We start from the raw sequence: 15415 nt of genomic DNA, 5'->3' as shown, positions 1-15415 counted from the left end.
ATCCAGGAGAATCATTCATCGTGTTTTGGCGTGATATTACGTTGTCGGTCTGGCGTAAGAAGACAACTGGCCTCAAAACAAAAAAGCGTTTACTGCCGCTGGTGCTGGCAGCGGCATTATGCAGTTCACCGGTCTGGGCGGAAGAAGCCACTTTCACCGCCAATTTTAAAGATACCGACCTGAAATCGTTCATCGAAACCGTCGGCGCTAACCTTAATAAAACCATCATTATGGGGCCGGGCGTACAGGGGAAAGTGAGTATTCGTACCATGACTCCGCTCAATGAACGCCAGTATTACCAGCTATTCCTTAACCTGCTGGAAGCACAGGGGTATGCCGTCGTACCGATGGAAAACGACGTGCTGAAGGTGGTGAAATCCAGCGCCGCGAAAGTCGAGCCACTGCCGTTGGTCGGTGAAGGCAGCGACAACTACGCGGGCGATGAAATGGTCACCAAAGTAGTGCCGGTACGTAATGTGTCGGTCCGCGAACTGGCACCGATTTTGCGCCAGATGATCGACAGCGCAGGCTCAGGCAACGTTGTTAATTACGATCCCTCCAACGTAATTATGCTCACCGGACGCGCCTCCGTCGTGGAGCGGCTGACAGAAGTGATCCAGCGCGTGGATCACGCGGGTAATCGCACTGAAGAGGTGATCCCGCTGGATAACGCCTCGGCTTCGGAAATCGCCCGCGTGCTGGAAAGCCTGACCAAAAACAGCGGCGAGAACCAGCCAGCAACGCTAAAATCTCAAATTGTCGCCGATGAACGCACCAACAGTGTGATTGTCAGTGGTGACCCCGCCACGCGGGACAAAATGCGCCGCCTGATCCGTCGGCTGGACTCAGAAATGGAGCGCAGCGGCAACAGCCAGGTTTTCTATCTCAAATACAGCAAAGCCGAAGATCTGGTCGATGTACTGAAGCAGGTCAGCGGCACGCTCACGGCGGCTAAAGAAGAGGCGGAAGGCACGGTCGGTAGCGGGCGTGAGGTTGTCTCCATCGCCGCCAGCAAACACAGTAATGCCCTGATTGTTACTGCGCCACAGGACATCATGCAGTCGCTGCAAAGCGTGATTGAACAACTGGATATTCGCCGTGCTCAGGTGCATGTCGAGGCGTTGATCGTGGAAGTTGCCGAAGGTAGCAATATCAACTTCGGCGTGCAGTGGGCGTCGAAAGATGCCGGATTAATGCAGTTTGCTAACGGTACGCAGATCCCTATTGGCACGCTGGGGGCAGCCATTTCTCAGGCGAAACCGCAGAAAGGCTCGACGGTAATCAGTGAAAACGGCGCTACCACCATAAATCCGGATACTAACGGCGATCTCTCCACGCTTGCTCAGCTACTTTCCGGCTTTAGCGGTACGGCGGTTGGCGTGGTGAAAGGTGACTGGATGGCGCTGGTACAGGCGGTCAAAAACGACTCCAGCTCGAACGTGCTCTCCACGCCGAGCATCACCACGCTGGACAACCAGGAAGCCTTCTTCATGGTGGGCCAGGATGTTCCGGTATTAACCGGCTCTACCGTTGGCTCCAATAACAGCAATCCTTTCAATACAGTAGAGAGGAAAAAAGTCGGCATCATGCTGAAAGTCACGCCGCAGATTAACGAAGGTAACGCGGTACAGATGGTGATTGAGCAGGAAGTGTCGAAGGTGGAAGGACAGACCAGCCTCGACGTGGTGTTTGGTGAGCGCAAACTGAAGACCACCGTGCTGGCTAACGATGGTGAACTGATCGTGCTTGGCGGTCTGATGGACGACCAGGCGGGAGAAAGCGTGGCGAAAGTGCCGCTGCTGGGCGATATCCCGTTGATTGGTAACCTGTTTAAATCGACGGCGGATAAAAAAGAAAAACGTAACCTGATGGTGTTTATCCGCCCGACCATTCTGCGTGACGGTATGGCGGCAGACGGCGTGTCGCAGCGCAAATATAACTACATGCGCGCCGAACAGATCTATCGTGATGAGCAAGGCTTAAGCCTGATGCCGCACACCGCGCAGCCGGTACTGCCAGCGCAAAACCAGGCCTTACCGCCGGAAGTACGTGCGTTCCTTAATGCCGGGAGAACGCGTTAATGGTGCCTGTAGCACAGGAAACCACTGCTAACACCGTGCGTCTGCCCTACAGTTTCAGCCGTCGGTTTAGCCTGGTGGCATGGTGCGAAGCATCGTTGGAGATCCTCCACGTTCATCCGTTGTCGCTCTCTGTTTTGCAGGAGCTGCAGCGGGGGCTGAACGCGCCCTTTACGCTGCGGCAAATCGACGAAGCCGAATTTGAACAGCGGCTGAATGCGGTTTGGCAGCGTGACTCTACCGAGGCTCGCCAGCTGATGGAAGATCTCGGTTCTGCCGAGGACTTTTTTACCCTCGCCGAAGAACTGCCAGAAACGGAAGATCTGCTGGAAAGTGACGACGATGCACCGATCATCAAACTGCTCAACGCCATGCTGGCAGAGGCAATTAAAGAAGGCGCTTCGGATATCCACATCGAGACGTTTGAAAAGAGCCTGGTGATCCGTTTTCGCGTTGACGGCACATTACATGAAATGCTGCGCCCGGGGCGCAAACTGGCCTCGCTACTGGTATCGCGTATCAAGGTGATGGCGCGGCTGGATATCGCCGAAAAGCGCGTACCGCAGGATGGCCGTATTGCGCTGCTGCTGGGCGGTCGGGCGATCGACGTGCGTGTCTCCACCATGCCATCCGCCTGGGGTGAGCGCGTGGTGCTGCGACTGCTGGACAAAAACCAGGCCCGCCTGACGCTGGAGCGTCTGGGTTTAAGTCACGAACTGACCGCGCAGTTGCGCCAGCTACTGCACAAACCGCACGGCATCTTTCTGGTGACGGGGCCGACGGGTTCCGGCAAAAGCACCACGCTGTACGCCGGATTGCAGGAGCTGAACAACCATTCGCGTAACATTCTCACGGTTGAAGACCCCATCGAATACATGATTGAAGGGATCGGTCAGACGCAGGTCAACACCCGCGTCGGCATGACCTTCGCCCGTGGCCTGCGCGCGATTTTGCGTCAGGACCCGGATGTGGTGATGGTCGGTGAAATCCGCGATACCGAAACCGCAGAAATCGCTGTTCAGGCGTCGCTCACGGGGCACCTGGTACTTTCCACGCTGCATACCAACACGGCGGTGGGGGCGATCACGCGTCTGCAGGATATGGGCGTTGAGCCTTTCCTGCTCTCTTCCAGTCTGACGGGTGTGATGGCGCAGCGACTGGTCCGCACGCTGTGCCCCGACTGCCGCCAGCCCGCGCCTGCCACTGACGAAGAAAAACGCCTGCTGGGAATTACCGACGCGCGTACCGTCACGCTGTACCATCCGCAGGGCTGCCCCGCCTGTAATCACAAAGGTTTTCGCGGACGTACCGCTATCCATGAACTGATTGTGGTGGACGCCACATTGCGTGATTTGATCCACCGTCAGGCCGGGGAACTGGAGCTGGAACGTTATGTCCGGCAACACTCTGCGGGTATCCGCAGCAACGGCATTGAGAAAGTGCTCGCCGGAGAAACCTCTCTCGATGAAGTTCTGCGGGTAACCATGGAGGCGTAATGGCACTGTTTTACTATCAGGCGCTGGAGCGTAATGGTCGCAAAACCAAAGGCATGATTGAGGCGGATTCCGCGCGTCATGCCCGCCAGTTGTTGCGCGGTAAAGAGCTTATCCCCGTGCACATTGAAGCCAGGATGAATGCATCGGCAGGGGGAATGTTACAGCGTCGGCGGCACGCACATCGTCGCGTGGCGGCGGCAGATCTGGCGCTGTTCACCCGCCAACTGGCAACGCTGGTGCAGGCAGCAATGCCGCTGGAAACCTGCTTACAGGCGGTCAGTGAGCAAAGTGAAAAACTGCATGTGAAAAGCCTCGGAATGGCGCTGCGCAGCCGGATTCAGGAAGGTTATACCCTGTCGGACAGCCTGCGCGAACATCCCCGCGTCTTTGACTCCCTGTTTTGTTCGATGGTCGCCGCCGGAGAAAAATCCGGGCATCTCGACGTGGTGCTCAATCGCCTTGCGGATTACACCGAACAGCGACAGCGCCTGAAATCACGTCTATTGCAGGCCATGCTCTATCCGCTGGTTCTGCTGGTGGTGGCAACGGGCGTAGTCACTATTTTGCTGACGGCAGTGGTGCCGAAAATCATCGAACAGTTTGATCATCTCGGACACGCGCTACCCGCCTCTACCCGAATGCTCATCGCCATGAGCGACGCGTTACAGGCCAGCGGCGTGTACTGGCTTGCAGGCCTGCTGGGGCTTCTGGTGCTGGGGCAACGGCTACTCAAAAATCCTGCGATGCGCCTGCGCTGGGACAAAACCGTGCTGCGCCTGCCTGTGACGGGGCGTGTTGCGCGCGGGCTGAATACGGCGCGTTTTTCTCGCACATTAAGCATCCTCACCGCCAGCAGTGTTCCGCTACTGGAAGGCATTCAGACCGCTGCCGCCGTGTCGGCAAATCGTTATGTCGAGCAACAACTGCTGCTGGCGGCAGATCGCGTCCGCGAAGGAAGCAGTCTGCGCGCTGCGCTGGCGGAGTTGCGCCTGTTCCCACCGATGATGCTGTACATGATCGCCTCCGGCGAACAGAGCGGTGAACTGGAAACCATGCTTGAACAGGCCGCAGTCAACCAGGAACGGGAATTTGATACCCAGGTGGGGCTGGCGTTGGGGCTGTTTGAGCCTGCGCTGGTGGTGATGATGGCGGGCGTGGTGCTGTTTATTGTCATCGCCATCCTCGAACCGATGCTGCAACTGAACAATATGGTTGGAATGTAATTTACGGAGTTATCACATGAATTCGTTATCCCGCACACAAAAACCACGGGCAGGTTTTACCCTGCTGGAAGTGATGGTGGTGATTGTTATTCTTGGCGTCCTGGCAAGTCTGGTGGTGCCTAACCTGCTGGGCAACAAAGAGAAAGCCGATCGGCAAAAAGCCATCAGCGATATCGTGGCGCTGGAGAATGCGCTGGATATGTACCGACTGGATAACGGGCGTTATCCGACCACAGAACAGGGGCTTGAGGCGCTGATCCAGCAACCGGCCAATATGGCGGATTCCCGTAACTACCGTACCGGTGGGTACATTAAACGACTGCCAAAAGATCCGTGGGGCAATGATTATCAGTATCTCAGTCCGGGTGAAAAAGGACTGTTTGATGTTTACACCCTGGGGGCGGATGGTCAGGAAAACGGGGAAGGCGCTGGCGCAGATATCGGTAACTGGAATTTGCAGGAGTTTCAGTAATCAGTGCCTGGACGCGGATTCACTCTTCTGGAAATCATGCTGGTGATTTTCCTTATCGGCCTTGCCAGTGCGGGCGTGGTACAGACGTTTGCGACCGCTTCAGAGCCGCCCGCGAAAAAAGCGGCGCAGGATTTTCTGACTCGCTTTGCGCAGTTTAAAGACAGGGCAGTGATCGAAGGGCAGACACTCGGTGTACTAATCGACCCGCCGGGATACCAGTTTATGCAGCGTCGTCAGGGGCAGTGGTTGCCCGTTTCTGCGACCCGGTTATCGGCACAGGTTACGGTGCCGAAACAGGTGCAGATGCTGTTACAACCCGGAAGTGATATCTGGCAGAAGGAATATGCGCTGGAGCTGCAGCGTCGTCGCCTGACGCTGCACGATATTGAACTGGAGCTGCAAAAAGAGGCGAAAAAGAAGACGCCGCAGATCCGTTTTTCGCCTTTTGAACCCGCCACGCCGTTTACGCTGCGCTTCTACTCGGCGGCGCAAAACGCATGTTGGGCGGTAAAACTGGCACACGATGGCGCGTTATCCCTCAATCAATGTGATGAGAGGATGCGATGAAGCGCGGATTTACCTTGCTGGAAGTGATGCTCGCGCTGGCGATTTTTGCGCTGGCTGCCACGGCGGTGTTACAGATTGCCAGCGGTGCGCTGAGTAATCAGCAAATCCTTGAGGAGAAAACGGTAGCGGGCTGGGTAGCTGAAAACCAGACTGCGCTGCTTTACCTGATGACCCGCGAGCAGCGGGCGGTCAGCCACCAGGGCGAGAGCGATATGGCAGGAAGCCGCTGGTACTGGCGAACCACACCGCTGAGTACAGGCAACGCGCTGCTCCAGGCAGTGGATATTGAAGTCAGCCGTCACGAAGACTTTTCGTCGGTGATTCAGTCACGACGCGCCTGGTTTAGCGCCGTGGGAGGCCAATAGTGAGAAGGACTTGCGCTGGTTTCACGTTACTGGAAATGCTGGTGGCAATTGCCATTTTTGCCTCGCTGGCACTGATGGCGCAGCAGGTGACTAACGGCGTCACACGCGTGAATAGCGCCGTCGCCGGACACGATCAAAAACTAAACCTCATGCAGCAAACGATGAGTTTTCTGACCCACGATCTGACACAAATGATGCCGCGTCCGGTAAGAGGCGATCAGGGCCAGCGTGAACCAGCGTTACTGGCGGGCGCTGGCGTACTGGCGTCTGAGAGTGAAGGGATGCGTTTTGTACGTGGCGGCGTGGTTAATCCGTTGATGCGTCTGCCGCGCAGTAATCTGCTCACCGTCGGTTACCGCATTCATGGTGGTTATCTCGAACGGTTAGCCTGGCCGCTGACCGATGCCGCAGGCAGCGTGAAGCCGACAATGCAAAAGTTGATTCCGGCGGATTCGCTCCGCTTGCAGTTCTACGACGGCACGCGCTGGCAGGAGAGCTGGTCGTCAGTACAGGCGATCCCTGTGGCAGTGCGCATGACCCTGCATTCGCCGCAATGGGGCGAGATTGAACGCATCTGGTTGTTACGCGGGCCGCAATTATCATGATCACCTCACCACCAAAACGCGGAATGGCACTGGTCGTGGTGCTGGTATTGCTGGCGGTTATGATGCTGGTGACCATCACGCTTTCCGGGCGAATGCAGCAACAACTTGGGCGAACGCGCAGCCAGCAGGAGTACCAGCAGGCGCTGTGGTACAGCGCCAGTGCGGAAAGCCTGGCGTTGAGCGCACTCAGTCTGAGCCTGAAAAATGAAAAGCGCGTGCATCTGGCGCAGCCGTGGGCTTCCGGCCCTCGTTTTTTCCCACTGCCGCAGGGGCAAATCGCCGTCACTCTGCGTGACGCACAGGCCTGCTTTAACCTGAATGCCCTCGCTCAGCCGACGACGGCGTCGCGTCCGCTCGCGGTACAACAACTGATTGCCCTGATCTCGCGCCTTGATGTACCTGCTTATCGGGCCGAACTGATAGCCGAAAGCCTGTGGGAGTTTATTGACGAAGACCGCAGCGTGCAGACGCGTCTGGGTCGTGAAGACAGCGAGTATCTCTCCCGCTCGGTGCCGTTCTACGCCGCTAATCAACCGCTGGCGGATATCAGCGAGATGCGCGTGGTGCAGGGAATGGACGCCGGGCTTTATCAAAAACTGAAACCGTTGGTCTGTGCGCTGCCGATGACCCGCCAGCAAATCAACATTAATACCCTGGACGTCGCGCAAAGTGTGATTCTTGAGGCGCTGTTTGACCCGTGGTTAAGCCCTGTTCAGGCGCGGGCGTTATTACAACAACGTCCGGCGAAGGGCTGGGAAGATGTCGATCAGTTTCTTGCACAGCCGCTACTTGCTGACGTCGATGAGCGTACTAAAAAACAGCTAAAAACCGTCCTGAGCGTGGACAGCAATTACTTCTGGCTGCGTTCAGATATCACCGTGAATGAGATTGAACTGACGATGAATTCGTTAATTGTCCGCATGGGCCCAAAACACTTTTCGGTTCTCTGGCATCAGACAGGAGAAAGTGAGTGAGTTCCATGCTTGAGATTTTTATCCCGCTTTGCGCCTCCGATCCCATCCGTTGGCAGCACCGTACCACCGACGTGGAGCACGGCATCTGGTCTGACGTTGACAACGAACAGCTCCAGCAATGGCTGCAAACTGATGCGATTCGACTCTACATTCCCGGCGAATGGATCAGCGTCTGGCAGGTTGAACTGCCTGATATCCCCCGCAAGCAGATACCGACTATTCTGCCCGCCTTGCTGGAGGAAGAGCTGAACCAGGATATCGATGAACTGCATTTCGCCCCGTTGAAAGTCGACCAGCAACTGGCAACCGTAGCTGTGATTCACCAGCAGCATATGCGCAACATTGCGCAGTGGTTGCAGGCAAACGGCATCACCCGCGCTACCGTCGCGCCGGACTGGATGTCTATTCCTTGTGGGTTTATGGCTGGCGATGCGCAACGGGTTATCTGCCGCATCGATGAATGCCGGGGATGGAGCGCCGGGCGAACGCTGGCTCCGGTCATGTTCCACGCCCAGCTCAATGAGCAGGATTTACCGCTTTCGCTAACCGTGGTCGGCATTGCTCCGGAAGAACTATCAGCATGGGCTGGTGCGGACGCCGAACGCCTGACCGTTACGGCTCTGCCCGCCATTACCATTTATGGCGAACCGGAAGGGAATCTGCTAACAGGGCCGTGGCAGCCTCGGGTCAGCTACCGAAAACAGTGGGCGCGCTGGCGGGTGATGATTCTGCCGATATTGCTGATTCTGGTTGCGCTGGCAGTGGAACGGGGCGTGACGTTATGGAGCGTCAGCGAACAGGTGGCGCAAAGCCGCGCCCAGGCGGAGAAACAGTTCTTAACGCTGTTCCCGGAACAAAAAAGGATTGTGAATTTACGCTCTCAGGTGACGATGGCGCTGAAAAAATATCGCCCACAGGCCGACGATACCCGGCTGCTCGCAGAATTGTCAGCGATAGCCAGCACCCTGAAATCAGCATCACTTTCCGACATCGAAATGCGTGGTTTCACCTTTGATCAAAAACGCCAGACGCTCCACCTTCAGTTGCGGGCCGCGAACTTTGCCAGTTTCGACAAACTGCGTAGCGCACTGGCGGCAGATTATGTTGTGCAACAGGACGCGTTACAGAAAGAGGGTGATGTGGTTTCCGGCGGCGTAACGTTGCGGAGGAAATAACATGTTACGCGATAAATTTATTCACTATTTTCAGCAATGGCGTGAACGCCAGTTAAGCCGTGGCGAACACTGGCTGACACAACACCTGGCGGGGCGTTCTCCGCGTGAAAAGGGCATGTTACTGGCAGCGGTGGTGTTCCTGTTTAGCGCCGGATATTACGTCCTCATCTGGCAGCCTTTGAGCGAACGGATTGAGCAACAGGAGACAATATTGCAGCAGCTGGCGGCGATGAACACCCGACTGAAGAGCGCCGCACCGGATATTATCGCAGCGCGAAAATCTGCCACAACAACGCCTGCGCAGGTATCACGGGTCATCAGTGACAGTGCTTCCGTGCACTCTGTGGTCATCAAGCGAATAGCCGAGCGCGGGGAGAATATTCAGGTCTGGATAGAACCTGTGGTGTTTAATGACCTGCTGAACTGGTTAAAAGCACTGGATGAAAAATATGCGCTGCGGGTGACACAAATTGATGTCAGTGCTGCTGAGAAGCCTGGGATGGTGAATGTGCAGCGACTGGAGTTTGGACGGGGGTAGGTATTGCCATTTCCTTAACCCCACCTGATAACCCTTAGCCCAATGGTGAGTGCGGAACTGTCAAACCCGCTCACCGGGCTGACTTTCGATGTAGCAAGAATTATCTCCCTCCAGACCACCACGGAATATTCGGTAACACTGAAGGAACCTGTTTTTCACCATGTAGCCTTCGTTAATCGACACCTTTCTCAGACTGTAAAGTTGCTTAAGTGTTTTGACACATTATGATTATTAATAGTTGCAATAAATCATTGAGTAACAATTGATAGGCCAAAACATATAGGATAATTCTTGTGTGATCTGTATTTTGTGTAGCTTGGAAATTAGTAAAATTCCTGGAGATAATCAGAAAGGGAATTTCAAATAAGCATAATAATTTCCAGTGAAACTATTCGTCGATTTTAAGAAATGTCTGCTCAGGTATATCTACTGAGGGATGGTGTTGGTTGTAACACTGGTTAAAATAAATACACAAAATAATCAAGATGTATATTTTAATCGACGAAAATAATTACCTTCGGGATTATTGATGCGACTTAAATAACACCATTTAAATGTGATATAAATCACAAATATGGCTGTAAAGAGGGGGCTGTAGATATAAATAAGAAGTACACGAGTGAATTTTAAATAGGGAAATAGTTTCTCAGTGAATAATTTATTGGTGATCAATCGCGTGCGTTCTGGTTTGAAACAGATTGCAGGTATTGTTACGCATAAAATCCATGGGGTATTATAATCAAGTAGTTAACAGTAATAACAAAAAATAATTTCCTGGGAAATTAACTCTACATTCTAAAACGGCCAGTTTTCTGAAATTACCAGAAGACCGAATACATTCATGCCTGAAGAATGGATTAGAAGAAACGAGACGGAAATAGATCTATTTATCCCTGCGGAAATAATTTCTGCTGAAATTGTTTTTGGCTATTAAAAAGGTCAAGCCGTCTGAATGAATTTTATCCAGTTACAAACAAGTCAAGTATTACCTCCAGTGTATTGGTAGCTGTTAAGCCAAGGGCGGTAGCATACCTGAAGATATTAGGATCACATCATCAAATGGCAAGAAGTGGATTTGAAGTCCAGAAAGTCACCGTAGAGGCATTATTTCTACGAGAAATACGAACACGTTTTGGTAAGTTTCGTCTGGGGTATTTGTGGGCGATTCTCGAACCCTCTGCGCATTTGCTGATACTGTTGGGCATTTTTGGTTACATTATGCACCGCACGATGCCAGACATCTCATTCCCGGTGTTTTTACTTAATGGCCTGATTCCCTTTTTTATCTTTAGCAGCATCAGCAATCGTTCTGTAGGCGCTATTGAAGCGAACCAGGGGTTGTTTAATTATCGACCAGTAAAACCCATCGATACGATCATTGCACGCGCACTGCTTGAGACGCTGATTTACGTTGCTGTTTATATATTGCTCATGCTTATCGTCTGGATGGCAGGTGAATATTTCGAGATAACAAACTTTTTACAACTAGTGCTCACCTGGAGTTTGTTAATCATTCTTTCATGTGGCATCGGCTTAATATTCATGGTCGTTGGTAAAACCTTCCCTGAAATGCAAAAGGTCCTGCCGATACTGCTTAAGCCGCTGTATTTCATCTCCTGCATCATGTTCCCTCTACATTCGATTCCGAAGCAATACTGGTCATATCTACTCTGGAATCCATTAGTGCATGTCGTAGAGTTAAGCCGCGAGGCAGTTATGCCTGGCTATATCAGCGAAGGCGTGAGTCTGAACTACCTGGCAATGTTCACTCTGGTCACCCTGTTCATCGGTCTGGCGCTATACCGAACGCGTGAAGAGGCAATGCTGACGTCATGATTAAGATTGAGAATTTGACGAAGTCCTATCGCACGCCAACAGGTCGACACTATGTGTTTAAGGATTTAAACCTCGAAATCCCTTCAGGAAAAAGCGTTGCCTTTATTGGTCGTAATGGTGCAGGTAAATCAACGTTACTGAGAATGATTGGCGGCATTGACCGCCCCGACAGTGGAAAGATCATCACTAATAAAACAATATCATGGCCAGTCGGCCTCGCAGGTGGATTTCAGGGAAGTTTAACCGGACGCGAAAACGTAAAATTTGTTGCGCGGTTATACGCTAAGCAAGAAGAGCTGAAAGAGAAAATTGAGTTTGTCGAAGAATTTGCCGAACTCGGTAAGTACTTCGATATGCCGATTAAAACTTACTCATCAGGTATGCGATCTCGTCTGGGCTTTGGTTTAAGCATGGCATTTAAGTTTGATTATTATATCGTCGATGAAGTAACCGCAGTCGGTGATGCCAGGTTTAAAGAAAAATGCGCTCAATTGTTTAAAGAAAGGCATAAAGAGTCTAGTTTTTTAATGGTTTCACATAGTTTGAATTCATTGAAAGAGTTTTGTGATGTGGCGATTGTGTTTAAGGATGACAATGCGGTTAGTTTTCATGAGGATGTTCAGGAGGGTGTTGCTGAGTATATAACGGAACAAAATAATTACTGATGTTGTTTTCGAGGGTGAAATATGAATATATTAGTTACAGGTGGAGCAGGCTATATTGGCTCGCATACTAGTTTATGTCTTCTGAATAAAGGTTACAATGTTGTAATAATTGACAACTTAAGTAATTCATCTTGCGAGAGCATTCGAAGGATTGAATTACTAGCTAAAAAAAAAGTTGTTTTCTATGAATTAAACATCAATAATGGAAAAAAAGTTGATCAAATATTAAAAAAACACAAAGTTGATTGTGTAATGCATTTTGCCGGTGCAAAGTCTGTTGCTGAATCTTTAATAAAACCTATATTTTATTATGATAATAATGTTGCAGGGACGTTGCAATTAATCAATTGCGCTATAAAAAACGATGTGGCTAATTTTATTTTTAGCTCTTCTGCAACGGTTTATGGCGAAAGCGAAATAATGCCTGTTACAGAAGATTGCCATATAGGCGGAACATTAAACCCATATGGCACATCGAAGTATATATCAGAACTGATGATTAGAGATATTGCAAAAAAATATAGTGACACTAATTTTTTATGTCTGAGATATTTTAACCCAACAGGTGCTCACGAGTCGGGAATAATCGGGGAAAATCCTGCAGATATACCAAGCAATTTAGTTCCATATATATTACAAGTTGCGATGGGTAAGCTAGAAAAACTTATGGTATTTGGGGGGGATTATCCTACAAAGGATGGAACCGGTGTTCGTGATTATATACACGTAATGGATTTAGCAGAAGGGCATGTGGCTGCTTTATCTTACCTTTCCAGTTGCAATAACACTAATTATCATGTTTTTAATTTAGGTACTGGTAAAGGATATTCTGTTTTAGAATTGGTTTCTACCTTTGAAAAAATATCTGGGGTTGGAATTCCGTATGAAATTGTTTCGAGAAGAGAAGGGGATATTGCTGAAAGTTGGTCATCACCCGAAAAAGCAAATAAGTATCTCAATTGGAGTGCTAAAAGGGAGTTGGAAACAATGCTTGAGGATGCCTGGCGCTGGCAATTGAAGAATCCAAATGGTTATAAATCGTAATTTTCAATATATCGGACTTTATAATGCGTAAAATTAGGAAGCTGTTAAAAAATCCTAAAGCCTTTTTTAATGACTCAAAGTTAATAAAAAAAATAACAAAAAAAGAAATAGATAAAATTGCTATATTTATAGGATTTAGCACGTGGAAAAAATACATAAGAAATTATTTCAAAGAGTATGAGATTTTATTTGTCGATAAAAATATAGACGTAAAAACGCTTTCATCCATACTAATCAAATATGGGAAGTATGATATTAGTGTATTTATTTGGGGGTATAAAATAAGTGATGAAAATGTAAGGCTGCTAAAAAATAAAAATATTAAAATAAATTATGTTGAAGATGGTTTTATTCGATCAGTTGAGTTAGGTGCAACAAAATGTCCACCATTATCATTATGCATTGATAATAAAGCTGCTTATTTTGATTCAACAAAAAAAACTGCTTTAGAAGATTTGTTAAATAACTATAATTTTGAAAAAGATCCTTCACTTATTCCTCGGGCATCTTCTATTATAAGTAAAATAATCGAGAATAACATTAGCAAATACAATAGCGCTCCTATTAAAGATGTTTCTAAAATATACGGAAAAAAAGATAGGTATAGAGTCCTTGTTATAGGACAAGTAGAAGATGACGCATCAATTAAATATGGATACAAAGGTCACATTACTAATAATGATCTGGTTAAACTGGCGGCTGCAGAAAACCCAACAGCACAAATAATTTATAAACCACATCCTGATGTTCTCAATGGATACAGAAAATATTATTCTGACCCAAGAGATGTTGCTAATATTTGTTTGGTTCTGAAAGAAAATATATCTTTAGCATCAGCGTTTCAAACAATAGATCATGTTTATACTATAACATCTCTTAGTGGTTTTGAGGCTATTTTACGCGGAATTAAAGTAACTACATTAGGTGATGCATTTTATTCAAATTGGGGGTTGACTGATGACAGGCAAAATAATATTCGGAAAAAAAGGAAGCTAACCAAAGAGCAATTATTTGCTTTAGCGTATATAGTTTACCCAAAATATTATTCAGCTTTAAATGGGGACTTAATTACAATAGAGGAAGCTATTCAGTTATTACTTTGTGATATTTCCGAAAAAAGAAAAAAACAAGCGCAAGAAATACAAAAGAAAAATATAGAATGTAATGTCTACGATAAAATAAAAAAATTGATGTTGGCTGGTGATTTTATTAAAGCTGAGGGAGTTTGTTATCAGCAATGGAATAAAAAACCATGGGATATAGAACTTGTGATTTTAATGTCGCAAATTTATAGAAAAAACCATAGGTATGATAGTGCGATATATATCTGTGAGGCTTTATCATCTAGAGTTAAAAATTATCGGGTCTTGATGGAGTTATTTTATAGTCTTCAGGAGCGAGGTGATAAAAGTGATAAGCTTAAAAAAATTTTGATTAATGCGATAGAGTTAAGTCCTCCTAATGTTTATAAAGCAAGAATTGAATTAATTAAGTACATTTGGGGAATGTATGGTGTTGGGCCAGAGCTATTAGCTCATTGTGGTATTTTAAATAATCAGAATATAACCCCGGTTAATCGGATGCTATTAGCGGCAATATATTGCGAAGCTGGGAGGTATTTATTAGCGGAGAGGCAATATTTAATTGCGAAAGAAAGTGATAAAGATATACTGCTCAAAGTCCAGTATTTTTATTTGTTAGAGCATTTGTATTTTAAGGGCTATATAGATAATAAATTGGGCCTAATAATATCTAAAATCTCTCAAAAACTAAAAGATGGGCAAAGCTATTTTGAATATCTCATAAGAAAATATTACGACAGTTTTGCAATTGTTGGTAATGCTCCTTCTGAAATTGGTTTAAATAATGGAGATGCAATTGACGAAAAAAAATTAATTATACGTTTTAATGCTTATAGTGCTGATTATCCTGAATCTAGAGATTATGGTGTTAAAACAGATATTTGGGTTAAAACTGGTGCATATCTCGATGTTCCTCGAAGGGATTTTAATTATTTTAAGTTAGTAATTATTTCAGGATATAATCCTTCTCATAGAAATGCCATGGGGGTTGATTTATTTTTGGATGTGTTGGATACCAAAGCTCAAATATGTTGTGTTCCAAAGAGAATTTATGAGGAACTATTCCTTGAATTAGGTGCAACCCCATCAGCGGGACTTGCAATTATTTATTGGATATATAAAATAATTGGTCCAGTGAATAAAAAACATGTTTTTGGCTTTTCTTTTGGTCAGCAACAAAAACATAATAGCGAACACTATTTTGTAAACAAGCATAAAGTTGAATATAGTTCCCATCTTTGGAAGTCTGAAGCGGTTTTGCTAAATAAATATATTAAATCTAATTAAGGCAATAA

Annotated in this window: 14 protein-coding genes; all 14 read left to right on the top strand. The window is 48.2% G+C overall.

Annotated elements, in window-relative coordinates; genetic code table 11:
* Positions 1-20: 20 nt before the first annotated feature.
* The 14 genes from gspD to ACJHXB_RS01895 all read left to right on the top strand — a co-directional run bounded on the left by gspD (position 21) and on the right by ACJHXB_RS01895 (position 15407).
* Positions 21-2081 (top strand): type II secretion system secretin GspD, encoded by a 2061-nt coding sequence (gspD, locus tag ACJHXB_RS01960; protein WP_000498829.1) that lies wholly within the window; start codon positions 21-23, stop codon positions 2079-2081.
* Positions 2081-3574, top strand: coding sequence for a type II secretion system ATPase GspE (gene gspE, locus ACJHXB_RS01955; protein WP_001604854.1), 1494 nt, complete (start codon positions 2081-2083; stop codon positions 3572-3574). The genes gspD and gspE overlap by 1 nt, the downstream gene beginning before the upstream one ends.
* Entirely contained in the window at positions 3574-4797 is a 1224-nt protein-coding gene (gene gspF / locus ACJHXB_RS01950) for a type II secretion system inner membrane protein GspF (protein WP_001173435.1), read from the top strand. The genes gspE and gspF overlap by 1 nt, the downstream gene beginning before the upstream one ends.
* A 16-nt stretch (positions 4798-4813) precedes the next feature.
* Complete coding sequence (gene gspG, locus ACJHXB_RS01945; RefSeq protein ID WP_001087296.1) at positions 4814-5269, top strand: type II secretion system major pseudopilin GspG; 456 nt, start codon at positions 4814-4816, stop codon at positions 5267-5269.
* A gap of 3 nt (positions 5270-5272) precedes the next feature.
* Complete coding sequence (gspH, locus tag ACJHXB_RS01940) at positions 5273-5836, top strand: type II secretion system minor pseudopilin GspH (RefSeq protein ID WP_001604852.1); 564 nt, start codon at positions 5273-5275, stop codon at positions 5834-5836.
* A complete protein-coding gene (gene gspI, locus ACJHXB_RS01935; RefSeq protein WP_000820128.1) occupies positions 5833-6201 on the top strand; it encodes a type II secretion system minor pseudopilin GspI in 369 nt (122 codons plus the stop codon). The genes gspH and gspI overlap by 4 nt, the downstream gene beginning before the upstream one ends.
* Complete coding sequence (gspJ, locus tag ACJHXB_RS01930; protein ID WP_001604851.1) at positions 6201-6806, top strand: type II secretion system minor pseudopilin GspJ; 606 nt, start codon at positions 6201-6203, stop codon at positions 6804-6806. Before gspI ends, gspJ begins: the two co-directional genes overlap by 1 nt.
* Positions 6803-7780 carry a type II secretion system minor pseudopilin GspK gene (gene gspK, locus ACJHXB_RS01925; RefSeq protein ID WP_000633215.1) on the top strand — a complete coding sequence of 326 codons (978 nt, stop codon included), beginning with the start codon at positions 6803-6805 and terminating at the stop codon, positions 7778-7780. Before gspJ ends, gspK begins: the two co-directional genes overlap by 4 nt.
* A complete protein-coding gene (gene gspL, locus ACJHXB_RS01920; RefSeq protein ID WP_001604850.1) occupies positions 7777-8955 on the top strand; it encodes a type II secretion system protein GspL in 1179 nt (392 codons plus the stop codon). The genes gspK and gspL overlap by 4 nt, the downstream gene beginning before the upstream one ends.
* Before the next feature lies 1 nt (position 8956).
* Entirely contained in the window at positions 8957-9493 is a 537-nt protein-coding gene (gene yghD, locus ACJHXB_RS01915) for a GspM family type II secretion system protein YghD (protein ID WP_001604849.1), read from the top strand.
* Between the two features lie 1059 nt (positions 9494-10552).
* Positions 10553-11329, top strand: coding sequence for an ABC transporter permease (locus tag ACJHXB_RS01910; RefSeq protein ID WP_000124291.1), 777 nt, complete (start codon positions 10553-10555; stop codon positions 11327-11329).
* Positions 11326-11994: an ABC transporter ATP-binding protein gene (locus tag ACJHXB_RS01905; protein WP_001604847.1), complete on the top strand. Its 669-nt coding sequence runs from the start codon at positions 11326-11328 to the stop codon at positions 11992-11994. Before ACJHXB_RS01910 ends, ACJHXB_RS01905 begins: the two co-directional genes overlap by 4 nt.
* Positions 11995-12015: 21 nt before the next feature.
* Positions 12016-13038, top strand: coding sequence for a UDP-glucose 4-epimerase GalE (galE, locus tag ACJHXB_RS01900; protein ID WP_001604845.1), 1023 nt, complete (start codon positions 12016-12018; stop codon positions 13036-13038).
* A 23-nt stretch (positions 13039-13061) separates the two neighbouring features.
* Entirely contained in the window at positions 13062-15407 is a 2346-nt protein-coding gene (locus ACJHXB_RS01895; RefSeq protein ID WP_001604844.1) for a beta-3-deoxy-D-manno-oct-2-ulosonic acid transferase, read from the top strand.
* Positions 15408-15415 lie beyond the last annotated feature (8 nt).

This window comes from Escherichia sp. WS3227_2, assembly GCF_046486495.1.
Lineage (GTDB): Bacteria > Pseudomonadota > Gammaproteobacteria > Enterobacterales > Enterobacteriaceae > Escherichia > Escherichia coli.
The sequence above is the reverse complement of the archived record's forward strand: the minus strand, read 5'-3'. Positions and strand labels throughout refer to the sequence as shown.